Below are 23,881 nucleotides of genomic sequence, written 5' to 3' on the forward strand. Positions count from 1 at the left end.
ACTTGACGGGTTCAGCGGCTCCGCCGGGCTACAGTTGTCCCCGTGGGTTTGGACTTTACGGCGATCGACTTCGAGACCGCCAACGGCTTCCGCGGTTCGCCGTGCGCCGTTGGCCTCACCAAGGTCCGCGGCGGCGTCATCGTCGAGGAGGCCTCGTGGCTGATGCGGCCGCCGGAAAACCACGATTCGTTCGATTACCACAACGTCCGCGTCCACGGCATCAGACCCGAACAGGTGGCGGGCAAGCCCCGCTTCGGTGAGCTTTTCCCGGAGATCGGCGCGTTCATCGGCGGCGACATCCTCGCGGCGCACAACGCCGCCTTCGACCTCGGGGTTATCCGGTCCGGGCTTGAGGTTTCGGGACTTCCCGGCCCCGCCTACGACTATGTGTGCACCGTGATGCTGTCCCGGCGCTGCTATTCCCTGGTTTCAAATTCCCTGCCCTTTGCCGCCGAAGAGGCGGGCGTGCCCCTCGTGAACCACCACGACGCCGCCGAGGACGCCAGGGCGTGCGCCGGCATCCTCATTGACATCGCCCGGCGCAACAGGGCCAACAGCATCGCCGAACTTTACCTGTCACTCGGGCTGTCCCTGCCGCAGCAGGCGGCGTTCGACCCGTCCGCCGGCGAGCTGTCGAAAGCCACCGTCGCGGCACTCGCCGCCGCGGGCGGTGCCAGTGTGGCACGGCCGTTCCGCAGCGGATGGCCCGAGGAGGGGTCCAACCCGGAGCCCAATCCCGACGCCGAACCCGGGAACCCGCTGTTCGGCCAGACCGTCGTGTTCACCGGCCAGCTCGCCATGCCGCGGCCCGAAGCGAAGACGCGGTCCGCTGAACTGGGCGCACGCCCGGAAAGCCGGGTCACGGCCCGGACCAGCGTCCTGGTGGTGGGCGACGGCTTCGTGGCGAACGACCTGCGCTCGGGCCGGCTCACCGGCAAGGCGAAACGCGTCCTGGAGCTGCACGACCGCGGCCAGGCCATCGAGGTGATCTCCGAGGGGGAGTTCCTGCAGATGGTGGGCGGCGCGCCCGTACACATGGCGCAATAAGGCTTCCCGGTCCCGCCGACTGACTGCCCCTTCCTCACTTCCTGTCGGGTTTCTTCGGACGCTCGGTCACTTCCTGTCGGGTTTCTTCGGACGCTCGGTTACTTCCTGTCGGGTTTCTTCGGACGCTCGGTTACTTCCTGTCGGGTTTCTTCGGACGCTCGATCACTTCTCTCTGGAAAGCGTCGGTCGATCCATCGAATCTGGGAGCGCCCCGGATATACCGCAGGATGTGAAGGAGCGTTGCCCAAAGCTCCGTAGGATCTGATAGAGCGTCGCCAGGAATTCCGCAGGATCTGCGAGAGCGTCCTGAAGGGGGTACGGTCCGCGTGTTTCCTGCAGTTGGTGGCGGCGCGCCGCTACACATGGCGCAACAAGCTTCCCGGCCCCGCCGCCCGTCTCCTAGCCTTGGCGCATGGGCACACCAGGCAGGTTGGGCACACCAGGCAGACTGGGCACAGCAGGCAGATCGAGCACAGCAGGCACAGCCGACACTCAGGGCGGCCAGGGCAGGCTGCGTTCCGTCTTCGCCTTTCCCAACCCGGTGAACGAGTACGCGGCCCGCATCACAGCCGGACTGGTGGTCCTGCTGGCCGCGGCAACTCTACTCACCGGCTTCGGCTGGGGCCTGGCGCTCATCGCCGCCGGTTTTTGGCTGCGGGTGCTTTTCGGCCCGAGGATCTCCCCGATGGCTCTGCTTTCGGTCAGGGTCCTGGCTCCGCGGCTGGGACGGGTCAGGCTGGTGCCCGGGCCGCCCAAGCGTTTCGCACAGGGCATCGGCGCCGCGATGTCCACGGCTGCCGCCGTCCTGCTGGCCGCCGGCCTCGCGCCTGCCGCCTGGATATTGCTCGTCGTGCTGATCGTTGCCGCCTCGCTGGAGGCCTTCGCCGGATTCTGCCTGGGCTGCGCCATCTTTGGCCTGCTGCAGCGCCGGGGCCTCATCCCCGAAGACGTCTGCGAGGCGTGCAACAACACTGCGCTCAGCCGGATGTGACGGCAACCAGCTGCCCGGCCATCCCGCGGATCACCTCGGGGGCCTCAAGCGCCGCCAGCCAGTCCGTGGGCAGGCAGGCCGTCCCGTAGTACGCGCCCAGGATGTTGCCTGCGATGGACCCGGTGGAATCGCTGTCGCCGCTGTGGTTGATGGCCACGGCGATGGCCGCCCTGAAATGGTCCGCGGGATCGGCGTCGCCGCCATTTGCCTGCGGAGCCGTGGCCAGGACGGCATAAAGCCCGACGGCGAGGGCCTCCTCCGCCACCCAGCCCTCACCCAGTTCGCGGACCAGGTCCTCCGGGCTGAGCACGGAGGCAGCGCCGGCCTCGCCGGCGAGGCGGACCGCGGCTTCCAGCCGCTCGCGGAGTTCGGGCGCCGCGTCGTCGTCGCCCAGCACCCGGGCAAGGGCAGCCTGCGCTGCCCCGGCCAGGCTGCTGCCCTGTACCAGGGCATGGATGAGCAGGCTGAAAGCGCCCGCGCTCTGCCGGGCGGAGGGATGCCCATGCGTGAGCGACGCCGCGTCCGAGCTCAACTTGTACACGGAGTCCGCCGGAATGTGCGGAACCAGCCCGAAGGGGGCGGAACGCATCACGGTTCCGCAGCCCTTGGAATCCGGATTGACCGGGCGGGCGGCTGTTCCCATTTCGCCGGTGGCCAGCCCGCTCAGGCAGGCATTCCCGGGTGCGCGGCGGTGCCGCAGGACCTGCTGGCCGTCAATCCAGCGGGGCTGCGGCCGCGGCGCGGCTTCGGGAACGGGCACACCCTGCGTGTCCAGCCAGCGCAGGTACGCAAGCCAGACGCAGGCGTTGGCGTCGGCGCCCACGCCCGAGTTGGCCCACTCCAGGGCCTCGACAATTCCGTCGACCGTGTACAGCGTCATCTGGGTGTCGTCCGAGAAGTGCGTCCCGCCGTCGAGCACGGAAAAATCCCGGAGCCCGGCGGCGCCAAAGCGGCGCCGGATCTCATCGATCTGATCGAACTCGACGGCGTAGCCGAGCGAGTCGCCCAGGGCGCCGCCCAGCAGGCAGCCATGGATGCGGGACTCGGGGGACGGAACGGCGCCGGGATCATTGCTCATGGAGGCAAATTTACCCTGCTGTGATATCCCACTCTGAATGCCGGACCCCCGGCCACCGGACGATAAGCTCGGATTCAGCAACCGTCCAGACTTTGCTGCCAGACTGCTGGGGCCGGCTCCCCACGTGAGCGGCGTTCCCCGCTGACCGAAACAAAGGATTTTCCACGCCATGAGCACCCCCGTGTCCGTCCCCCCGACCGACCGCCGGCAATCCGCCGGTGACAACGGATTCCGGCCCGGACTCCTGTCCAGGCTCGGAGCGGAGGCGTTCGGAACGCTGTTCCTGGTGGTTGCCGGGCTGGGCGTGCCGCTCTTCACCCTGCCGCAGTCCAACCCGCTGCCGGGCGCCCTCGCCGGGGGCCTGGCCGTGACCGCCGCGATGCTGGCCTTCGCGTACATCTCTGGCGGGCACTTCAACCCGGCCATCACGCTGGGCAACCTCGTGGCGGGCAGGATCGGCATCGCCGCCGCAGCAGCCTACATTGGCGCGCAGCTGGTAGGCGCGGCGGCGGGCGCGCTCGCGCTGTTCGGCATCCTCCGCACGGTGCCCAACATTCCGGACGCCCGCACGGCGTTTGACACGGTCACCGCCGGCTTCGGCGAGCACTCCGTGATCCAGACATCGATGGCCGGCGTGCTGCTGGTGGAAGTCCTGGGGGCAGCCCTCCTGGTGGCCGTGTTCCTCGGGATGACGGCCCGCCGCAACACGAACGCGGCCGCGGCCCCGTTCGCCGTGGGCCTGGCATTTGCCGTGCTGCTGCAGCTGGGGCAGGCCCTTGGCAACGCACCCTTCAACCCCGCCCGGGCCACCGCCTCTGCGCTCTTCAGCAGCAGCTGGGCGCTCGGGCAGCTGTGGCTCTTCTGGGTGGCCCCGCTCGTCGGCGCCGGCATTGCCGGCCTCGTCTTCCGCGGATTCGCCGATGCCCGGGGCCGCACCGCAACTCTGGACGCGGACCCGTCCGACGACGAGGCGGACGCCGGGTCTGACCTCGCGGACGGCTTCGACGACGACCAGGACGAAAAACCCGCCGCGGAACCCCGGCCGGAAGCGGAGCATGGCCGCGCGGACGCCGATGAGGCGCCTGAGGCAGGCCGCGACGAGGCCCGCGACTTCTTCGACGGGCCGCGCAAGCAGTCCTGACGCGCCGAAGCGCGGGGTCGGCTATTTTGTCAGTGCCCGCGTCTAGCTTATGAATATGCGGTTATTGCACACTTCCGACTGGCACCTGGGCCGGTCTTTCCACGGCGTCGGCATGCTGGACGCGCAGCGCGCCTTTGTCGACCAGTTGGTGGCCAGGGTCAGGGACCTGTCCGTCGACGTCGTGCTGATCGCCGGCGACGTCTATGACAGGGCGCTGCCCGCCGTCGACGTCGTCAACCTCCTGGACGAGGCCCTGGTCCGGCTCACCGGGGCAGGCGCCCAGGTGGTCCTCACCAGCGGAAACCACGACTCCGCCATCCGGCTCGGCTTCGCCTCCCGGCTGCTGGAGAAGGGCGGCGTCCACCTGCGCACCCGCCTCCAGGAGCTGGACATCCCGCTCCTTCTCCCGCTCGGCGGAGCCGGGAATGAACAGGGAGCCGGGAGTCAGCAGGCCGAGCGGCCCGGCGAGCAGGACCCTGTGCTGGCGATCTACGGCATCCCGTGGCTCGAACCCCGGCTGGTCGCAGACCAGCTCGGGGTGGACACAGCCAGCCACTTTGAGGTCACCCGCGCCGCCACGGAACGCATCCGGGCCGATCTCGCCGCGCGCAGCGAATCCCGGACGGTCCATTCCGTCGTTCTTGCACACACCTTCGCCAGCGGGGGCATCAGCTCGGACAGCGAACGCGACCTGAGCATCGGGGGAGTGGGGGCCGTGCCGCTGGATCTGTTTGATGGCTTCAGCTACACGGCACTCGGCCATCTGCACGGCCGGCAGTCCCTCTCCGCAGAGGTGCGGTACTCAGGCTCTCCCCTGGCGTACTCCTTCTCGGAAGCCACACACCAGAAGGGCGGCTGGCTTATTGACGTGGACGGGTCCGGAGTCACCGCCGTCGAAGAGATCCTCTGGGACGCGCCGCGGAAGCTTGCCGTCCTCCGGGGAACCCTCGACGGGCTGCTGGAATCACCCGAGCACGCCTGGGCCGAGCAGGCCTACTGCCATGTGACCCTGACCGACGCCCAGCGGCCTGCCAAGGCCATGGATCGGATGCGTGCCAGGTTCCCGGACACGCTCGTCCTCGGTTTCGAGCCGGATGGCGCACCCGCCGCCGCCGTGACGAGCTACAGCAGCCGGCTGGCGAAGGCGGAGGACGACCTCGCCGTGTGTTGCGGGTTCCTGGAACACGTCCGCAGCCGGGAGCCGGATGCGGCGGAACAGGCCGCCCTCACAGAAGCTTTGGAGAACGTGCGTCTGCAGGAGGCATCACTGTGAGGATCCATCGTCTGGAAATTTCTGCGTTCGGGCCGTTTGCCGGAACCGAGGAAATTGATTTTGACCGGCTCAGCGCCCACGGGCTGTTCCTACTCAACGGCCCCACCGGCGCCGGCAAGACCAGCGTGCTGGATGCCATCTGCTACGCCCTCTACGGGTCCGTGCCCGGCGCACGGCAGGACGGCAAGCGGCTGCGCAGCGACCACGCTGACCCGGCTGCCGAACCCCGCGTGACCTGCGAATTCACCGCCCGCGGCAGGCGTTTTGAAGTCTCCAGGACCCCGGCGTGGGACAAGCCCAGCGCCCGCGGACGGAACGGGTTCACCACGCAGCAGGCCAAGACCCTCCTGCGCGAACGGCTCGCGGGTTCATGGGTGGAAAAGTCCGGCCGGAACGACGAAGCCGGCGCGGAAATCACCGAGCTCCTGGGCATGGACCGGGAGCAGTTCACCCGCGTGGTCATGCTCCCGCAGGGCGACTTCGCCGCGTTCCTGCGGTCCAAGGCTTCCGATCGCCTGGAACTGCTGCAGAAGCTCTTCGGGACCGAACGGTTCGAGGCGGTGGAGCGGGAACTGGCACTGCAGGCCGCCGGGGCCGCAAGGGAAGTGGCCGATCTTGAAGGCAGCCTGGGCCTGCTGGTGGCGAGGGCCAGGTCGGAGGCCGCGGCCCTCGACGTGGACTCTGCAGCAGCGCCGGAATCCGCCAGCGGTCTGGAACTCCTGTCCTGGCTGGAGGCAGCAGCCTCGGAGCGTGCCTCGGCTCTGGCCGGCGATGCAGAATCGTCCGAGGAGCTGCGGCGCCGGTGCGCGGAGCGGCTCGACGCGGAGCTTGCCCGCGACCGGAGGCGCCAAAAGCTTGCGGCTGCCCTGCGCCGAAGGGCAGACGCACAGGCCGCCGCCCCCGGACTGGCCCGTGCCGGGGCCGCGCTGGACCTGCACCGGAAGGCCGGGCTCCTCGGCGGGCAGCTGAAGGCGGTGACCGCCGCCGAGGCTTCATTTGCGCGGGCGGAAGGAGCCATGGACCTTGCCTCAGCCGGTGTGCGGGAGGCAGCCGCATCCAGCTCCGAACTCCAGTCCAGCTCCGAACTCCAGTCCAGCCCCGAACTGGGCGGCACCGGATTGGGCGGCACCGGACATGGCACGGCAGAACACAGCCCCGTCGCACAACTTGCCGCCCTCGACGTCGCCGCCGAGCTTTCGCGCCTTCGTGCGCTGGCCGCCGTGGTCGGCGAACGCCTTGCCGATGAGGACCGGCTGGGTGGCCTGCATGCCCGCGCTGCCGGGCTTGCGAAGCGGCGGCAGGAACTTGCCCGCGCCGGCGATGACCACGCCATCCGGCTGCTTTCCCTCCGCACCGAGATGGAGGACCTGCGTTCCACCCTGCAGCCGCTGGAGCAGCTGGCAGGGGAATCCGTGCTGCGGACCAAGGAGGCAGCAGCCGCCGACGAACTGGTGGACGTTGTCAGGCGCTACGGAACTGCGGCAGCCGAGTGTGCCGCAGTCACCGAACGGCATCTCCATGGCAGGGAACACCACCAGGAACTGCGCCGGCAGTGGCTTGACGTCCGCGAGGAACGCCTGACCAACGCGGCGGCCGAATTGGCGTCACGCCTGGAACACGGCGTGCCCTGTCCTGTCTGCGGCAGCCCGGAGCACCCCGAACCGGTGCCTGCCGGGGACTCCGTCCTGGGGCTTGCCGAGAAAGAGGAACGTGCCAAGGCGCGCAGCGAGGCGGCTGAGCGCGCGCTGTCTGCATTGGAAGCCGAGCTCTCCGAGGCCAGGCAGCTGGTCGCCGTCCTCGCCGGCCAGGGTGGGGACACCGATCCCGCCGAAGCGGAGGAATCCGCCCACGCTGCCCGGGAAGCCGCTGCCGAGGCAGCCGCCGCCGTAGCGGAGCTGGCAGCCAGCAGAAGCCGGCAGGAGGACCTGGACGAACGCATCGAGGCCACGGAAAAGGTGCGGGTTGATACGTTGTCCCAGCTGGCACAGACGGAATCCGCACTCACCGAAATCGAAGCGCAGTCCGCCGCTCTGGAATCGTCGCTCGAAGCGCTTCGTGCCGGCCACGCCAGCCTCGGACTCCGCAGCGACGCCATCGGCCGGGTTGTCGGCGTCCTCGAACAGGCTGACGCTGCCCGGAAACAGCTGGACCAGGCTGCGGACCGCCTGGCTGAGGCGAGGAGCGAGCTGGACCGTGCCCTCCCCGAAGCCGGATTTGCCTCGGCCGCTGAGGCCCGCGCGGCACTGCTGCCGGGGCCGGAGGCAGCAAGGATGGAGTCAGCCATCCAGGCCGGACGCGACGAGGAGGCGCGGCTCGAGGAGTTGTTCGCCAGCGAGGAACTCGTTGTCGCGGCAGAGGAACAGGCGGCCACGGAACAGGTAGCTGGGGAACAAGCAGCCGGGGATCAGGCAGGCGGCGAACACGGCGGCGTCCCAGCGGTGGCCGCGGTGGACCTGGACATGCTGCGCACCGAAGCGGAGCAGGCTGCAAGGGCCGCAAAGGACGGTGAACTGGCGGCGGGACTGGCCCGGAAGGCCGCCAAGTCGCTGGCCTGCCTGCATGCCGAATACGGTGAACTCGCCGAGTCCGGCCGTGAGCCTCGGGAACGCGCCGAAATCCTGAAGGGCCTGGCTGAAGCGGCCCGCGGTTCCGGCGACAACAGCTACCGCATGAGCCTGAATGCCTACGTCCTGGCGGCACGGCTCGAGCAGGTTGCCATCGCCGCATCCGAAAGGCTGGTGGCCATGAGCGATGGCCGCTACACCCTGCAGCACTCGGACGCGAGGGCAGCCCGGAACGCGAAGTCCGGGCTGGGGCTGGAAGTCGTGGACGAATGGACCGGCCGCCGCCGCGACACCTCCACACTCTCCGGCGGGGAATCCTTCATGGCCTCATTGTCGCTGGCGCTGGGCCTCGCCGACGTTGTGCAGCAGGAGGCAGGCGGCGTCGACATCGAAACACTGTTCGTTGACGAGGGCTTCGGCAGCCTCGATGAGCAGGCTCTGGAGCAGGTGATGGATGCCCTGGAAGGCTTGCGCGACGGCGGCCGCGTGGTGGGCCTGGTCAGCCACGTAGGGGAGATGAAGCAGCGCATTGGCAGCCAGCTCCAGGTAGTGAAGCAGCGCAACGGCTCCACGGTGCACATCGTTGATGCGCTCGTGACCGTCTGACCTGGTGAGCCCGCCCGCAGGCCGGGCATCACCGGCCGGGCATTACTGCGCGGGTATTACCCGGTGGGCATCACCGGCCGGGCGTCGCTGCACGGAAGCCGGGCACGTTACCGGGCCGCGGTTCCGGAGTCCACTATCATGGGACTGTTACCGGGTTCAGCGCATCGGGAGGAGGGACGATGCGCACGACTGAACGAGCCCGCATACATGAGCACTTCAACGGCGCCCCAGCCATCCGCCGACCCCCGTCCGACCCACTCCGCCCGCACAGACGCGCCAGGCCGCACAGACGCGCCAGCCGGTACGGCCCCCTCAGCCGGCACGGATGCCCCACCCCGGCCGTTCGGCGGCCGCTTCGCGCGCCTGCCGGCGCTCGCAGGCAGGGGGTTCCTGCCCATTGGCCTGTTTGCCCGGCTGCCCCTGGCGATGCTGACCCTGGGAACCCTCACCCTCGCCACCTCTGTCACCGGCTCGTATGCCGTGGGCGGAGCCGCGGCGGGCGCTGTCGGCATCGGCTCGGCCATCGGCGCGCCCATCCTCGGCTGGCTCGCCGACCGGCTCGGCCAGCGCCCGGTGCTGCTGGTCTCGGCCGTCCTGAACGTCGCCGCCGTGCTGGCCATCCTCGCCGCCGCATACATGATTCCCGGGGTCCACGACGTCGGTGCCGCGTGGACCGTCATCGCGGCCGCATTTGCGGCCGGCCTCAGCTGCCCCCAGGTTGGCCCGCTGGCCCGCGTCCGGTGGATGGCCCTCACCGCCGATAGCCGCCGCGCTGGGGACGGCGCCGACCTGGACGTCGCGCTGTCCTATGAGAGCACGGCAGACGAACTGACCTTCGTGCTCGGACCGGCCCTCGTGGGAGTCCTGGCCAGCCTGGTCGCACCGTGGCTGCCACTGGCCCTGGCCGCAGCGCTCACCATGACGCTCGTGCCCGCCTTCGCCGTCCACCATACCCACGCCGCTGTTCCGCGGCGGGCGGCCGCCACCCGGGCGGGCGGCCCCAATCCAGCAGGGGCCAATACGGGACCGGCCGCTAAGGGCAGGGAAAGCAGCGGCAGCGCCGGAACCCGGTCCGGCAGCCGGCTTACCGGCCCGGCCGCAGTGGCGCTTCCTGTCCTGGCCATGGTCTGCATGGGCACCTTTTTCGGCTCCACGCAGGCGGCCTTGAGCGCGTTTGCCGCCGGGTTCGCAACGTCAGAGGCGGCCGGACTCCTCTACGCCGTCATGGGGATCAGCTCGGCCGCGGCCGCGATCTCTGTGGCCTATTGGCCTTCCGGCTTCCCGGTGACTGCCCGCTGGGTGACGGGGGCGGCAGCCATGGCCGTACTCTCGGCCCTGCTGTTCCTGCCCACCGACGGCTGGGGCATGGTGCTGGTGCTGCTCGCTCTGGGTCTGCCGGTGGGTCCGGTCATGGTCACGGTCTTTGCCATCGGCGGGCTGGTGGCACCGGCCGGCCGGCTGGCCACCGTGATGACGGCGCTCGCCAGCGGCATCGTCGCGGGCACCGCCCTTGGCTCGTCCATCGGCGGCCAGCTGGCGCAGGAAGCGGGCCACCAGGCCGCCTTCCTCGTCACGGCAGCCGCCGCGGCGGCGCTGTTCGCGCTCGGGGCGGTGGCCGCCGTCGTCGTCCGTTCGCGGAAACGGACAGCTCAGGCGAGCTGACCTTCAATCCGGGCCGCGCTTGCCGTCAGGGCCGCGGCCACCTCCGCCGGGTCCTGCGAGGAGCGGATATAGACGACGGCGACCGCCGCCGGGCGCCCGCCGGGCACCCGGACCGGTGCGGCAAGGGAGGAGACCCCGGCAATCACCTCATCGTGGCTTGCCGCGTAACCGCTCTGCCGCGCCTCGGCGGCTTCCGGGCGATAGGGCACGGCGGGAGCCAGCTGGCTCCACTCGTGCTCCGTCAGGGCGGACTGGATGGCGATGCCTGGCGCGCCGGAGCTGATCGGATGGCGGGACCCCGGATGCTGCACGACGGTGGCGGCCGAATGCCGGGGTTCCACCGTCACCAGCGTCACGCAGTCCTGGTGGTCCCACACAGCCACGAAGGCCGTCATGTTGAGTGAGTTGGCCAGCAGGGTCAGTTCCGGCAGCGCAGCAGTCTGGAGGTTCCGTGACACGCCGCGCGCCAGCACCGCGAGGCCGGGCCCGGGCTGCACCCGGCCGGCGTCGTCGCGCACCAGCAGGGAATGGTCCTCGAGGGTCCGCAGAATCCGGTAGGCGACGGAGCGGTGGACGCCCATGGCCTCCGAAAGCTCGGCGATGGTCAGCGGTCGGTCGGCCTCGGCAAGGATTTCCAGTGCGCGGATGCCCCGGGAAAGGGTCTGCGACGGGGAGGCCTGGGCGGGCGCAACCTGCGCTGCGGCACCGGCGTTGGGAGTCATGCTGTCCATCCTAGGCAAGTAAGCGGGGCGCCAGCCAAAAGGGCTTGTGTGGCCCGTTCCGTTGGGCTACCGTTCCATATAGGAACCGCCTGTTCAACTATAGAACAGTCCACCTACGGAACAGTTTAGAGCGACTGCGGCACGGTGCGCCAGAGATGGAGGGCGCACCCAAAGGATCAAAGATGATGGCCAATCCAGCAGCGGGCCCCGGTGTTCCGGGCAGGACCTCGGTGCCCCGCGCCCACCGCTTCCGCGGCAGCCTCGGCCGGTTCGCCACCGGCGTCGCCATTGTCACTTTCGACGGCGCCACCAAGCGGCACGGCATCACCGTCAACTCCTTCACGGCAGTCTCCATGGACCCGCCGCTGGTCCTGGCCAGCATCGCCCGCACCGCCAAGGCCCACGACGAGCTGGCCGGCCGGCCCTTCACCGTCAACATCCTGGGCGCCGAGCAGCGGCAGCTGGCTTTGCACTTTGCGGGGCGCCCCGGGCCGGAGCCCCACTGGGTGGAAGGGGCAACAGCGCCCCGGCTCTCCGGCGTGCTCGCCTATTTTGAATGCCGGCCCTGGGCGGCGTACGACGGCGGCGACCACACGCTCTATCTCGGCGAGGTGGTGGATTTCGACCACCGCAACGGCGACGCCCTCGCGTTCGCCAACAGCGCCTTCACCACCATCCCCGAGAGCCAGCTGGGGATAGAGGACCTGCTGTAGGCACCACACTTTCACCACCACAAAACAGTTCAACGACGACTGGAGGCAGCAATGGGCATCAGAACCGGCCAGCAGTACCTGGACAAACTCAATGCGATGACCCCGCACATCGTGATCGACGGTGAAGTGGTCAGCGAAAAAGTCGCCGAACACCCGGCCTTCCGCAACGTAGCCCGGCAGTACGCGAGGCTGTTCGACATGCAGCACGACCGGCGGCACCAGGAGTCGCTGACCTACGCCTCGCCCACGACCGGCGACCTCGTCGGCGCGTCCTTCCTGGTGCCCCGGACCATCGAGGACCTGCAGCACCGGCGCCGGGCCACCTCCACGTGGGCCGAGGCGACGAACGGATTCCTCGGCCGCACCGGCGACTACATGAACTCCGCACTCACCGCCCTGGGCACGGCCGGGAAGTGGTTCGCCCAGGCGGATCCCAAGTTTGCCGAGAACATCGGCAACTACTACGAGTGGGCGCGCGAAAACGACATGCTCGCAACCCATACGCTGATCCCGCCGCAGGTGAACCGGTCCGTATCCGGCTCGGAGCAGCTGGGCGGACAGCTCACGGCCCACATTGTCGAGGAGCGCGACGACGGCATTGTGGTCCGCGGTGCCCGCATGCTCGCCACGATCGCCCCCATCGCCGACGAGCTGCTGGTCTTCCCGTCCACAGTGCTGCGCGGCACGCCGGAGGATGCCCCGTATTCCTTTGCCTTCGCCGTCCCCAATGACACGCCGGGCCTCCGGTACCTCTGCCGGTCCTCGCTGTACAACGGCGGCAGCATCCACGATGAACCGCTGGCGTCCCGCTACGAGGAAATGGACGCCGTGGCCATCTTTGACGACGTCTTCGTTCCCGGCGACCGCATCTTCATGCTCGGCAATCCGCAGCTCTGCAACTCGTTCTACGCCGAGACCGGCGCCGGCGCCCTCATGACCCACCAGGTGGTGGCCAGGACCATCGCCAAGAGCGAGTTCTTCCTGGGCCTCGCTTCCGAACTCGCCGACTCGATCGGCATCGACGGGTTCCAGCACATCCAGGAGGACATCGCCGAACTGATCATCGACGTCGAAATCGGCAAGGCGCTGGTCCGGGCGTCCGAGGCCGACGCCGAACCCAATGAGGCCGGCATGATGCTGCCCAAGTGGACCACCCTCAACGCTGCCCGCAACTGGTATCCGAAGGTGGCCCAGCGCTTCCCGCAGATTATCCGGAAGTTCTCCGCGTCCGGACTGATGGCCCTGCCCGGTGAGGCGGACGTCAACGGCGATGCCAGGGCGGACATCGACCTGTACCTGCAGGGGAAGACGCTGACCGGGCCGGAGCGGGTCCGGCTGTTCAAGCTTGCGTTTGACGCCTCGATCTCAGGTTTCTCCGGCCGGCAGTCGCTGTATGAGTACTTCTTCTTCGGGGACCCGGTCCGGATGGCCGGGGCGCTGGTCAACACGTACGACCGCGAACCTGCCAGGGCGCGGCTGCGTGAGTTCCTGCACCGGACCGACTAGGCCGGACCGACCAGGCAGACTGACGGAGGGGTGCGCCAGATCACACTTTCGTAGTATCCTCACACTAACTGACCGTTCGATCAGTAAATCGGACAGCCCTTCATCGCCGCCGGCAGTAGCACTGCCCCCACCCACGGAGTTTCAATGACCGCAACTTCACACGTCGATTCAGAGGCGGGCCCCAGCAGCAAGCGTGAGGAACGCAAGGTCCTCGCCGGCACACTGGTGGGCACCACCATCGAGTGGTACGACTTCTTCATCTTCGCCCAGCTGACGGCAACGCTGCTGTCGCCGCTGTTCCTGGCCCCGCTGAACGAATCCAACCCGGGCCTGGCGCAGATCCTCTCCTTCGCCCTGATCGGCATCAGCTTCCTGTTCCGCCCCCTCGGCGCCATCATCGCCGGGCACCTCGGCGACCGGCTGGGCCGCAAGGCCATGCTGGTCTTCACCCTCATCATGATGGGCGCCGCCACGGCACTGATCGGCATGCTGCCCACCTACAGCCAGATCGGCTTCTGGGCGCCGGTGCTGCTGATCACCCTCCGCGTCATCCAGGGCTTCTCCGCCGGCGGTGAATGGGGCGGTGCGGCGCTGATGGCGGTGGAGCACGCCCCCAAGAGCAGGCGAGGCCTGTTCGGCGCCTACCCGCAGATCGGCGTCCCCGTGGGCATGATCCTGGCCACCGGGCTGTTGTTCTTCCTCAACACCGGCATGTCCAAGGAGGACTTCGCCTCGTGGGGCTGGCGCGTTCCGTTCCTGCTCTCCATCGTGCTGATTGTGGTGGGCTACCTCATCCGGCGCGCCGTCGGTGAAAGCCCGGTCTTCAAGGAAATGACGGCCCGCAAGGAAGAAAGCAAGGCCCCGCTCGGCGAACTCATCCGGAGCCACAAGAAGGCCGTCCTCTACTCCACCATGATCTTCATCGGCAACAACGCCGCCGGCTACCTCCTGATTGCCTTCTTCATTGCCTACGCAACCAGGACGCTGAAGATGCCCACGCCGCAGATCCTGCTGGCCACCACGCTGGCCTCCTTCGGCTGGCTGATCTTCACCCTGGTGGGCGGCTGGCTCTCGGACAGGATCGGCCGGGTCAAGACCTTTCTGACCGGCTACGCGATCGTCTTCGCCTGGATGATCCCGATGTTCGCCCTCATCGACACAAGGGACATCATGCTCTACGGCGTGGCGCTGTTCGTCCTCACGGTGGGCCTGGGCCTGTCCTACGGCCCCATGTCCGCCATGTACGCGGAGATGTTCCCGGCCAACGTGCGGTACTCGGGAATCTCGATCGGCTATGCCTTCGGCGCCATCCTGGGCGGTGCATTCGCCGCCACCATCGCCGAGTCGCTCCTGCAGAGCACCAAGTGGACCGGCTCCATCGGCATCTACATCATGATCCTGTGTGTCATTTCAGGCATCGGCGTGATCCTGGCCAAGGAGACGCGCGGCCGGCCGCTCGGGATCAGCCGGCACTAGATGCGGGCGCCGTGCAGCAGCGCAATCGCGTCCTCGTCGCTCAGTTGGTCAAAGCGCCGGTAAAAGGCGCCCACCGCCCGGAACCGTCCCGGCAGGTGGAGGCACAGCACATTGCACACCCGGGACAGTGACTTCTCCGCCTCGATCGAACCGACCGGTGCGGCGGCCACCACCGCCGCCGCGCCGGCCATCCGCACCGCCTCGACAGCTGCCCGCATGGTGGCCCCGGTCGCCAGGCCGTCATCCACCAGCAGGGCCGTCTTGCCATGCACATCGGGGTCCACGGCCGGGTAGCTGTCGGCACGGCGCATCAGTTCGGCCCGTTCCCGGTGCTCCACCTGGTCGAGCCATTCCTGCCGCACACCGTCGTCGAGAATCCGCTCCACGAGCGGCCTGTTGAGAAGGCGGACGATTCTTCCGCCTGAGTAGGCCAGCGCGCCGAATGCTGTTTCGTCATGGCCCGGGATGCCCAGCTTGCGGACCAGCAGGGCCCCGAACGGCAGGTGGAGGACCTCAGCCGCGGCGGCGGCCACGGGGATGCCGCCGCGGGCCAGGCCCAGCACAATGGTGTCCGGGCGCTCGCGGAACTGCGGAAGGGCGGCCGCAAGCTGCCTTCCTGCGTCTTCCCGGTCCTCAAAAACCATGGCCATGGGTTCCTCTTCCGGTGTCTCCGCCACCCCCAAGATCCAGCCTACGCCCGTAGGCTCCGGCGGGAGCCGGGGTTTTCGACGGCGTTGGGCCGGGCTGGAACGGGGAGTCAGGTCAGGATAGGCCTGGGAATCTGGCTAGCTGCCGAGGAACGCGATGGCCGCCTGCTTGAAGGCGCGGCTGGTGATGGCGCTGGTGTGCGTGCGCCCGGGCAGGACCAGTTGCTCGGCCATGGCGCCGGCCTTCAGGGCCAGGTCGGCGAGCTGCGGCATGGACGCGGCGCGTTCATCGTTTTCGCCGGCCACCAGCAGCACCGGCATGTGCGGCACGGCCTCGGCGGGGTCGTACGGTTCGCCCTTGATCGCCTCCACCAGGGACAGCAGCGCGAAAATGTTGTTGCTGGGCAGCGCCTGCGCCATGCTCAGCAGCCCGGCCGTGGACGCGTCCTCGATGGGCGTGCCGTCGGCCAGGTACCGCTGGGCGGCCACGAGGTCGAAGGCCGCCAGCGGGTCGGCCATGTTCGCGCCGCCCAGCACCAGCCGGTGGACCAGCTCCGGCTGGGTGGCGCCGAACTCCCAGGCGAGCCGGGAACCGAGGGAATAGCCCACCACGTCCAGCCCGCTGGCAGGGTCACCGTCGCGCAAAGGCCGGGCGCCGACGTCGAACGCTATCTGCAGGAGGTCCGCCCTGATCCGGCTGGGGGAGTAGGAGTCCATGTCCTCCGGGGCCCCGCTCCGGCCGTGGCCGGGAAGATCGACGGCGATGACCCGGCGGCCGGCCTCCAGCAGCGCCGGGATCCAGCCCGTGTCCTCCCAGTTCAGCTTGCTGGACGCGGAGAAGCCGTGAATGAGGAGGATGGGGCGGAGACCGGCGTCGTTCGCGGGATCGTGCACCTCGACGTAAAGCTGCGGGTCGGTGCCCTCGACCGTGTGGGAGTGCTGTTCGCCGGTGTGTCTGCCGCTCATCGCCTCAGTCCTCGTCAAGTCTCAATCCTTGTCAGGTGCAGGGCTCGCCGGGACTGCTTCGTCGCCGGTCCGCCGTGGATGGGCACCACTCTACCCGCCTGCGGACCGGGCAAATCCACGGCTAGGAGAGCCGGGCGCGCCGCGATGCCGCGAACCGGGCCCCCGCCCAGCAGGCGGCCGCGATGCCGGCAATGAGCAGCAGCGTGCTGACCAGTTGGATGCGGCTGCTCTCGGCGCTCAAGCCCACGGCAAACACCAGGCCCAGCAGCACGAGGCCAAACACGGTGAGCCCGGGGAAGCCCTTCATCCGCAGCGGCAGCGGTGTGCCGGCGCGGTCGGCCCGGCGGCGCAGGATGAGCTGGGAGACCAGTGCCGAACCCCAGACCACGAGGCAGGTGGACCCGACCAGCTGGAACAGGGCGGGCAGGATGCGCCCCGGGAACAGCAGTTCCAGGACAGTGGCGATGAAGCCGAAAGCGACGGAGACGCCGACGGCGGCCGTCGGCACTCCCGCGCCGCTGAGCCGGGACAGGAAGCCGGGAGCCTCGCCCCGCTCTGCGAGCGAGAACACCATGCGGGACGCCCCGTACAGGTTGGCGTTCAGGGCGGACAGCAGGGCGACGACGGCCACCAGGGTGATGGCGGTGGCGGCGCCGGGGATGCGGGCGGCATCCAGGACGCCCGCGAACGGCGAGGACAGGGCCTCCGACGTGGCGGGCAGGACGGCGGCGATCACGAAGACGGAGCCGATGTAGAAGACGAGGATCCGCCACACCACCGTGCGGATGGCCCTGGTGACGCTGTGCTCGGGGTCTTCGGTTTCAGCGGCTGCGACGCTCACGATCTCCGTGCCGCCGAACGCGAAGATCACCACGAACAGGGCCGTGGCAATGCCGCCGAGGCCCGAGGGGGCGAAGTCTCCGGTGATGTTGGCCAGTCCCGGGGAAGCCACGTCCGGCAGGAGCCCGAGCAGCAGCGCGGCACCGATGGCGAGGAACAGGACAATGGCGGTCACCTTGAGAATGGCGAACCAGAACTCGAACTCGCCGAAGTTCTTCACGCCGGCGAGGTTGATGCCCGTGAACACCACCATGAACACCAGGGCGAGTGCCCACACCGGAACCACCGGCCAGACCGAAAACAGCAGCCCCGCCGCGCCGAGTGCCTCGGCGGCGATGACCACTACCAGCTGCAGCCACCAGAGCCAGCCCACGGTTGCCCCGGCGGTCTTGCCCATGGCGCGTTCGGCGTAGACGGAGAAGGCGCCGCTGTTGGGGTTGGCCGCCGCCATCTCGCCCAGAGCCCACATGACCAGGATGATGAGCGTGCCGGCCACAAGGTAGGAAACCAGGACTGCGGGGCCGGCTGCCTGGACGCCGGCGCCTGAGCCCAGGAAGAGCCCGGCGCCAATGGCGCTGCCGAGGCCCATCATGGTGAGTTGGCGGGACTTCATGCTGTGGCGGAGCTCGACTGCGGGTCGCTCTGCCGTGGACTTCATCGTCATGCTGCGTACCTTCTTGGGGTTGGGGACTGGTCCTTTTGGGACCTTTCGAATTTACACCCAACTTTCGCGAAACATTTTGCATCCCGGGCAGCCGGCCGTAGAATCAGTTTGAGTCAAGTTGACTATAACTAATCCAGGGCGGGCCCCAACGGGCCAGCCGATCGCAGCGAAGCGGGTGATCACGGTGTACACCACCTCAGCCAATGTGGCCGAGCGGCAGTCCGCGCCGCCGTCGCTCGCCATTTCCACGGTGATTTTCGCGCTCCGCCCCAGCGAGTCCTCCGGCCGCCCCACGCTGTGGATCCCGCTGGTCCGCCGGATCCGGGAACCGTTCAAAGGCCAGTGGGCACTGCCCGGCGGCCCGCTGACCCACGCTGAATCCCTGCAGGACGCCGCCTCGCGGAACCTGCGTGAGACCACGGGACTGGCGCCGAGCTACCTCGAGCAGCTCTACGCCTTCGGTGGCCTGCACCGTTCGCCCACCCAGCGCGTCGTGTCCATCGTCTACTGGGCGCTGGTGCAGCCCACGGAGGCGGCCCTCGCCGACGAATCCGAGAACGTCCGGTGGTTCCGCGCCGACAAGCTCGGCAGCCTGGCCTTCGATCACAACGCAATTGTGGACTACGCCCTCTGGCGCCTGCGGAACAAGCTGGCCTACGGCTCCATCGCCTACCACTTCCTGGGGGAGTACTTCACCCTCGCCCAGGTCCGCGAGGTCTATGAAGCCGTGCTGGACACGCAACTGGACCCCGCCAACTTCCGCCGGCAGATCAAGTCGACGCCGGAAATCGAAGAAACCGGTGAATACCTCCAGGGCGGCAAGCACCGCCCGCCGCGTCTTTACCGATTTACCGGCCGCCCCGGCCTCGACCCAGATAACAGGAGTACCCCATGAGCAGCGTCAACACTGCCATCCAGCTGATCACGCGTGAACAGGCCGAGAAGGCCACGGCAGCCGGCACCGGCGGCACCTGCAGTCCGGCGCTCGCCAAGGGGCCCTGGGAGTACGACCTCGCCGAAACGCTGGCCGGTGTTCCGGCCTACGGACCCGGGGCCTCCAGTGCGGACGTCGCTCCGGCCTCCACGCCGCGCCAGGGCCAGCTGCCCGAGGAGTACAAGCTGGCCGGCGAAGCTGAGCTCGACGCCCGGATCCGGGCTGCCAAGGCAACGCTGGGTGACCGCGCCGTCATCCTGGGCCACTTCTACCAGCGCGACGAGGTTGTCCAGTACGCGGACTTTGTTGGCGACTCCTTCCAGCTGGCCAACGCCGCGCTGACCCGGCCCGACGCCGAGGCGATCGTGTTCTGCGGCGTGCACTTCATGGCCGAGACCGCCGACACCCTTTCCACGCCGGAGCAGGCCGTGATCCTGCCGAACCTCGCTGCCGGATGCTCGATGGCGGACATGGCCGACGCCGATTCCGTGGAGGACTGCTGGGAACAGCTCGAGGAGATTTTCGGCACCGGGCCCGACGCCGAAGGCCGCGTTCCGGTCATCCCCGTCACGTACATGAACTCCTCCGCAGCCCTGAAGGCCTTCTGCGGCCGGAACGGCGGGATCGTCTGTACCTCCTCCAACGCCAAGACGGTCCTCGAGTGGGCCTTCGAGCGCGGCCAGCGCGTCCTGTTCTTCCCGGACCAGCACCTCGGCCGGAACACGGCCAAGGCACTGGGCGTCCCGCTCGAGCAGATGCCCATGTGGAACCCGCGCAAGGAACTCGGCGGCAACGACGAACAGGCCCTGCTGGACTCCCGCGTCATCCTGTGGCACGGCTTCTGCTCGGTCCACAAGCGCTTCAGCGTGGCCCAGATCGAGAAGGCCCGGGCCGACTTCCCCGGCGTCAACGTGATCGTGCACCCCGAGTGCCCCATGGAAGTGGTGGACGCGGCCGACTCCGCCGGATCCACGGACTTCATCCAGAAGGCCATTGCCGCAGCCACCGAGCCCACGGTCTTCGCGATCGGCACCGAGATCAACATGGTGAACCGGCTGGCGGCCCAGTACCCGCAGCACACCATCTTCTGCCTGGACCCGGTGATCTGCCCGTGCAGCACCATGTACCGGATCCACCCCGGCTACCTGGCCTGGGTCCTCGAGGAGCTCGTGGCCGGCCGCATCGTCAACCGCATCATTGTGGACGACGACGTGCAGCAGGACGCCAGGACTGCACTCGAGCGCATGCTCGCCGCCAAGCCCCAATAGTCCGAAAAGAGCCCGCAATGACCATCCCCAGCGAAAACGGAACGGACGCACGCCGGCGGCTCGCCGTCGTCGGCAGCGGCATCGCCGGCCTCTACGCCGCGCTGCTCGCGGCGGAGGCAGGCGCCGACGTGGTGCTGCTGACCAAGGGCGCGCTCGCGGACAGCAACACGTACTTCGCCCAGGGCGGGATTTCCGCCGTCCTGGACGAGCCGTCGCCCGGGGACACCGTGGCTGCCCACATCGCCGACACCCTGAAGGCCGGCGCCGGGCACTGCAACCCGGCGGCTGTCCGGGTGCTGTGCACCGAGGCGCGCCGGGACATCGCCGGACTCGGCCGCTTCGGCGTCCGTTTTGACCTGGACGACGGCGGCGACCCCGCCCTGGGTCTCGAGGCCGCCCACTCCGCGCCGCGGATCCTGCACGCCGGCGGCGACGCCACCGGCGCAGGCATTGCCAACGCCCTGATCTGCGCGGTGCTGGCCGCACAGGCCACGGGCAGGATCCGGCTGCTGGGCCACGCCAGCGTCACGGCCCTGCTGCAGCAGGGCCGCCGGGTCACGGGCGTCGATTTCCTGCAGGACGGCCGGCCGGGCAGCATCCAGGCCGACGCCGTGCTGCTGGCCACCGGCGGGGCAGGGCAGCTGTTCGCGCAGACCACCAACCCCTCCGTTGCCACCGCCGACGGCCTGGCCCTCGCCTGGCGCGCGGGTGCCGCGGTCGCCGACCTGGAGTTCTTCCAGTTCCACCCCACCTGCCTGGTCAGGTCCGAGGGGGGATCAGCCCGCCGGGACAGGGGTGTGAAGTCCGACGGCGGCCAGAACCCGCTGCTGATCTCCGAGGCAGTGCGCGGCGAGGGGGCCATCCTCGTGGACGCCCGCGGCCGCCGTTTCCTGCATGGCTACCACCCCGACGGCGAACTCGCCCCGCGCGACGTGGTGTCCCGCAGCATCGCCCTCCACCTTGCCGCGCTCGGCGACCCGAACGGCCACGTCTACCTCGACGCCCGCGGGATTGAAGCCGCCAGGGGTGCAGGGTTCCTGGCGCGCCGTTTCCCCACCATCACCCGAGGCACCCTCGAGGCCGGCATCGAGTGGACCCGGGAACTGGTCCCCGTCGCGCCGGCCGCCCACTATTGGATGGGCGGCGTGTCCACCGACCTGCACGGCCGCACCACCGTCCCCGGGCTCTTCGCGGCCGGCGAAGTCGCCTGCACCGGCGTCCAGGGGGCCAACCGGCTTGCCAGTAACTCGTTGCTCGAAGGACTCGTGTTCGGGCGGCGGGCTGTTGAAGCATTCCTGGCTGAGCCGTCTGGTTCGGCGGACGGTGATCCGGAAGCGTGCGTCAAGGGGAGGCCGCTTGCGGCCGAGACAGCACGCGGAGGATTGCCGTTCGGCGAAGCGCCACTGTCCGGAGCGTTTTCTCGGGAAGCCTTGCGGCGGCTGATGACTGCCAAGGCCGGCGTGTTGCGCAGTGGGGAGTTGCTGCGGGAGGCGGGGACTGAGATTGCCGGGTGGTTCGAAGACGTGTGTCCGGAAGCCGCGCCGCAGTCAGCGGACCGGCGGACCCACGAGGACGCCAACCTGCTGCTCGCCGCGCAGCTGCTGGTCCACGCGGCGAGGGAGCGAACCGGTTCGCTCGGTGCGCATTACCGGAATGACGGCCTGCCGGAACCCGCCATCCCGGACACCCCAGACGAAGAATTCAGAATGAGCCCGAAAGCGAGCCTTGTCCATGACTAGCCTGACCCTCCCTGCAGCACCCGTCCGCGAGATCCTGGAGCGGGCCTTTGCGGAGGATGCGCCCAGCGGCGACATCACCTCGCAGCTGCTGATCCCGGCCGAGGCCCGCGCCACCGCTGTGCTCAACGCCCGTGTCCCGGGGGTCTTCAGCGGGGGCAGCGTGTTCCGCGACGCGATGCTGATGGTGGACCCGGATACGCAGGTTGAGCTGCTCGTGGCCGACGGCGAAGCGTTTGCCGCCGGAACAAAGCTCGCGCGGGTCACCGGCCGGGCGCGCAGCGTGCTGCTGGCCGAGCGGGTGGGCCTGAACCTGGCTCAGCGGATGAGCGCGATCGCGACCAAGACGGCGGAGTTTGTGGCACTGGCCGCCGGCACCAAGGCGCGCATCACGGACACCCGCAAGACCACGCCCGGCCTGCGGGTGCTGGAACGGTACGCCGTCCGCTGCGGCGGCGGCGCCAACCACCGCTACAGCCTGTCGGACGCGGTGCTGGCCAAGGACAACCACCTGGCCGTCATGACCGGGGGAGATCCGGCGAAGCTGACCGCGCTGCTCGCCGGCGCGAAGGCCCAGCTGGGACACACCACGCACTTCGAGGTGGAGGTGGACAGCGCCGAGCAGATCGAACCTGTCCTGGCCGCCGGGGTGGACACCATCATGCTGGACAACTTCAGCCTCGAGGAACTCCGCGCAGGCGTCCGGCAGGTGGCCGGGCGGGCCGTAGTGGAGGCCAGCGGCAACGTCAACCTGCAGACGGTGGCGGACATTGCCGCAGCTGGCGTGGACGTCATCTCCGTCGGTGCCCTGACGCACAGCGTCACGGCCCTGGACCTCGGCCTGGACGTCGAACTGACAGTGGGGTGAACACACCATGATCTTCCTGGACGCAGCAGCCACAACGCCCGTCCGCCGGGAGGTGCTGGAGGCCATGTGGCCCTACCTCACCGGCGAATTCGGCAACCCGTCAAGCCACCACTCGCTCGGCGACTCCGCCGCGCGGGCGCTTACGGACGCCCGCAAGACCGTGGCCGCGGTCCTGGGCTGCCGGCCGGGGGAGATCACCTTCACCTCGGGCGGCACGGAGGCTGACAACCTCGCCCTCAAGGGGATTGCGCTGGCCCGGCAGGCCGCGGACCCGGCACTGAACCGGGTGGTGATCAGCGCCGTCGAGCATCCCGCCGTGGAGGAGTCCGCACGCTACCTCGAACGCTTCCACGGCTTCACCGTGGACGTGGTGCCGGTGGACGGGAACGGTACGGTCACGCCCGAGGCGCTCGCCGCGGTGCTGCGGGACGAAACCGCGCTGGTCAGCATCATGTACGCCAACAACGAGGTGGGGACCGTCCAACCGGTGGCCGAACTGGCGGCCCTGGCGAAGGAGCGGGGAACCCCCTTCCACACCGACGCCGTGCAGGCCGCCGGCTGGCTGCCGCTGGACGTGCGCGCGCTCGGCGTGGACGCGCTGAGCATCTCCGGGCACAAGCTCGGGGCGCCCAAGGGCAACGGCGTCCTGTTCGTCCGCGGCCGGACCCGCATCGAGCCGCTGGTGCACGGCGGGGGCCAGGAACGCGGCCGGCGCTCCGGTACCGAAAACGTTGCGGGCGCCGTGGCCCTGGCCACCGCCCTCACCCTGGCGCACGTTGACCAGCCCGCGCTCGCCGACCGCGTCACAGGCCTCCGCGATGACTTTATCGGCGCGGTACTGGCCAGCGTTCCCGGTGCGCTGCTGACCGGCCATCCGGCCGAACGGCTGCCCTCGGTGGCGTCCTTCTGCTTCCCGGGTACCAGCGGGGAGTCCGTGCTCCTGGAACTCGAGCGCCAGGGTGTGGTCTGCTCCAGCGGCTCAGCATGCGCGGCCGGATCGGACGCGCCGTCACCGGTGCTGGTGGCACTGGGCATCGAAGCCGAGGTGGCGCAGACCGCCGTGCGGTTCAGCTTTGATTCGTCGGTGACCGCCGCCGACCTGGCGGCCGCCGCCGCGGCGGTGACGGCCGCCGTCGGAAGTGTCCGGAACCTGGGTCTGATTCCGGGTTAGCGTGCCGG

At 69.2% G+C, this 23,881-nt stretch carries 19 protein-coding genes; 14 read left to right on the forward strand and 5 right to left on the reverse strand.

All coding sequences use genetic code 11. The annotated features are described in order from the left end of the window. Positions 1–42 precede the first annotated feature (42 nt). Together R5O87_RS22495 and R5O87_RS22500 are read left to right on the forward strand one after the other, a co-directional pair. On the forward strand, positions 43–1,047 hold the full coding sequence (locus R5O87_RS22495; protein WP_410555029.1) for a 3'-5' exonuclease: 1,005 nt from the start codon (positions 43–45) through the stop codon (positions 1,045–1,047). Positions 1,048–1,558: 511 nt separating this feature from the next. After that, the gene (locus tag R5O87_RS22500; RefSeq protein ID WP_410555092.1) at positions 1,559–2,038 is read left to right on the forward strand and encodes a DUF4395 domain-containing protein; all 480 of its coding nucleotides are present in this window, start codon (positions 1,559–1,561) and stop codon (positions 2,036–2,038) included. Here the strand turns inward: R5O87_RS22500 and R5O87_RS22505 are convergent. Further along, on the reverse strand, positions 2,025–3,116 hold the full coding sequence (locus R5O87_RS22505; protein ID WP_410555028.1) for an ADP-ribosylglycohydrolase family protein: 1,092 nt from the start codon (positions 3,114–3,116) through the stop codon (positions 2,025–2,027). The two genes, R5O87_RS22500 and R5O87_RS22505, sit on opposite strands and share 14 nt — an antisense overlap. A 169-nt stretch (positions 3,117–3,285) precedes the next feature. Between R5O87_RS22505 and R5O87_RS22510 the strand changes: the two genes are divergently transcribed. From R5O87_RS22510 to R5O87_RS22525, 4 genes are all read left to right on the forward strand, one after another. Then, complete coding sequence (locus R5O87_RS22510; protein ID WP_410555027.1) at positions 3,286–4,257, forward strand: MIP/aquaporin family protein; 972 nt, start codon at positions 3,286–3,288, stop codon at positions 4,255–4,257. Positions 4,258–4,312: 55 nt separating this feature from the next. Further along, positions 4,313–5,530 carry an exonuclease SbcCD subunit D gene (locus R5O87_RS22515; RefSeq protein WP_410555026.1) on the forward strand — a complete coding sequence of 406 codons (1,218 nt, stop codon included), beginning with the start codon at positions 4,313–4,315 and terminating at the stop codon, positions 5,528–5,530. Then, positions 5,527–8,700, forward strand: a complete 3,174-nt coding sequence (locus R5O87_RS22520; protein WP_410555025.1) for an AAA family ATPase — start codon at positions 5,527–5,529, stop codon at positions 8,698–8,700. The genes R5O87_RS22515 and R5O87_RS22520 overlap by 4 nt, the downstream gene beginning before the upstream one ends. A gap of 207 nt (positions 8,701–8,907) precedes the next feature. Beyond that, positions 8,908–10,362 carry an MFS transporter gene (locus tag R5O87_RS22525; protein WP_410555024.1) on the forward strand — a complete coding sequence of 485 codons (1,455 nt, stop codon included), beginning with the start codon at positions 8,908–8,910 and terminating at the stop codon, positions 10,360–10,362. Here R5O87_RS22525 and R5O87_RS22530 read toward each other — a convergent pair. Next, positions 10,350–11,084 (reverse strand): IclR family transcriptional regulator, encoded by a 735-nt coding sequence (locus R5O87_RS22530; RefSeq protein ID WP_410555023.1) that lies wholly within the window; start codon positions 11,082–11,084, stop codon positions 10,350–10,352. The two genes, R5O87_RS22525 and R5O87_RS22530, sit on opposite strands and share 13 nt — an antisense overlap. Positions 11,085–11,269: 185 nt before the next feature. Here R5O87_RS22530 and R5O87_RS22535 point away from each other — a divergent pair, with 185 nt between their 5' ends. The 3 genes from R5O87_RS22535 (at position 11,270) to R5O87_RS22545 (ending at position 14,779) form a co-directional block, all read left to right on the forward strand. After that, a complete protein-coding gene (locus R5O87_RS22535; protein WP_410555091.1) occupies positions 11,270–11,797 on the forward strand; it encodes a flavin reductase family protein in 528 nt (175 codons plus the stop codon). 51 nt (positions 11,798–11,848) lie between these two features. Further along, positions 11,849–13,303 carry a 4-hydroxyphenylacetate 3-monooxygenase, oxygenase component gene (gene hpaB / locus R5O87_RS22540; RefSeq protein ID WP_410555022.1) on the forward strand — a complete coding sequence of 485 codons (1,455 nt, stop codon included), beginning with the start codon at positions 11,849–11,851 and terminating at the stop codon, positions 13,301–13,303. A gap of 144 nt (positions 13,304–13,447) precedes the next feature. Then, the gene (locus R5O87_RS22545; protein ID WP_410555021.1) at positions 13,448–14,779 is read left to right on the forward strand and encodes an MFS transporter; all 1,332 of its coding nucleotides are present in this window, start codon (positions 13,448–13,450) and stop codon (positions 14,777–14,779) included. Here R5O87_RS22545 and R5O87_RS22550 read toward each other — a convergent pair. The 3 genes from R5O87_RS22550 to R5O87_RS22560 all read right to left on the reverse strand — a co-directional run bounded on the left by R5O87_RS22550 (position 14,776) and on the right by R5O87_RS22560 (position 17,896). Continuing rightward, a complete protein-coding gene (locus R5O87_RS22550; RefSeq protein ID WP_410555090.1) occupies positions 14,776–15,429 on the reverse strand; it encodes a phosphoribosyltransferase in 654 nt (217 codons plus the stop codon). The genes R5O87_RS22545 and R5O87_RS22550 overlap by 4 nt on opposite strands. Positions 15,430–15,564: 135 nt before the next feature. Then, on the reverse strand, positions 15,565–16,392 hold the full coding sequence (locus tag R5O87_RS22555; protein WP_410555089.1) for an alpha/beta fold hydrolase: 828 nt from the start codon (positions 16,390–16,392) through the stop codon (positions 15,565–15,567). Between the two features lie 121 nt (positions 16,393–16,513). Beyond that, complete coding sequence (locus R5O87_RS22560) at positions 16,514–17,896, reverse strand: amino acid permease (protein ID WP_410555020.1); 1,383 nt, start codon at positions 17,894–17,896, stop codon at positions 16,514–16,516. 184 nt (positions 17,897–18,080) lie between these two features. On the opposite strand from R5O87_RS22560, the gene R5O87_RS22565 reads away from it, so the two are divergent. The 5 genes from R5O87_RS22565 to R5O87_RS22585 are packed head-to-tail and all read left to right on the forward strand — an operon-like array spanning position 18,081 to position 23,873. Further along, on the forward strand, positions 18,081–18,791 hold the full coding sequence (locus R5O87_RS22565; protein WP_331574896.1) for an NUDIX hydrolase: 711 nt from the start codon (positions 18,081–18,083) through the stop codon (positions 18,789–18,791). Next, entirely contained in the window at positions 18,788–20,098 is a 1,311-nt protein-coding gene (gene nadA / locus R5O87_RS22570) for a quinolinate synthase NadA (RefSeq protein WP_410555019.1), read from the forward strand. The genes R5O87_RS22565 and nadA overlap by 4 nt, the downstream gene beginning before the upstream one ends. Before the next feature lie 17 nt (positions 20,099–20,115). Next, positions 20,116–21,837 carry an L-aspartate oxidase gene (gene nadB, locus R5O87_RS22575; RefSeq protein ID WP_410555018.1) on the forward strand — a complete coding sequence of 574 codons (1,722 nt, stop codon included), beginning with the start codon at positions 20,116–20,118 and terminating at the stop codon, positions 21,835–21,837. Next, the gene (gene nadC / locus R5O87_RS22580) at positions 21,830–22,702 is read left to right on the forward strand and encodes a carboxylating nicotinate-nucleotide diphosphorylase (RefSeq protein ID WP_410555017.1); all 873 of its coding nucleotides are present in this window, start codon (positions 21,830–21,832) and stop codon (positions 22,700–22,702) included. Before nadB ends, nadC begins: the two co-directional genes overlap by 8 nt. Positions 22,703–22,709: 7 nt before the next feature. Next, positions 22,710–23,873, forward strand: a complete 1,164-nt coding sequence (locus R5O87_RS22585; RefSeq protein WP_410555016.1) for a cysteine desulfurase family protein — start codon at positions 22,710–22,712, stop codon at positions 23,871–23,873. The last annotated feature ends 8 nt before the right edge of the window (positions 23,874–23,881 follow it).

This window comes from Arthrobacter globiformis (genome assembly GCF_046536215.2).
Classification (GTDB): Bacteria; Actinomycetota; Actinomycetes; order Actinomycetales; family Micrococcaceae; genus Arthrobacter; species Arthrobacter globiformis_E.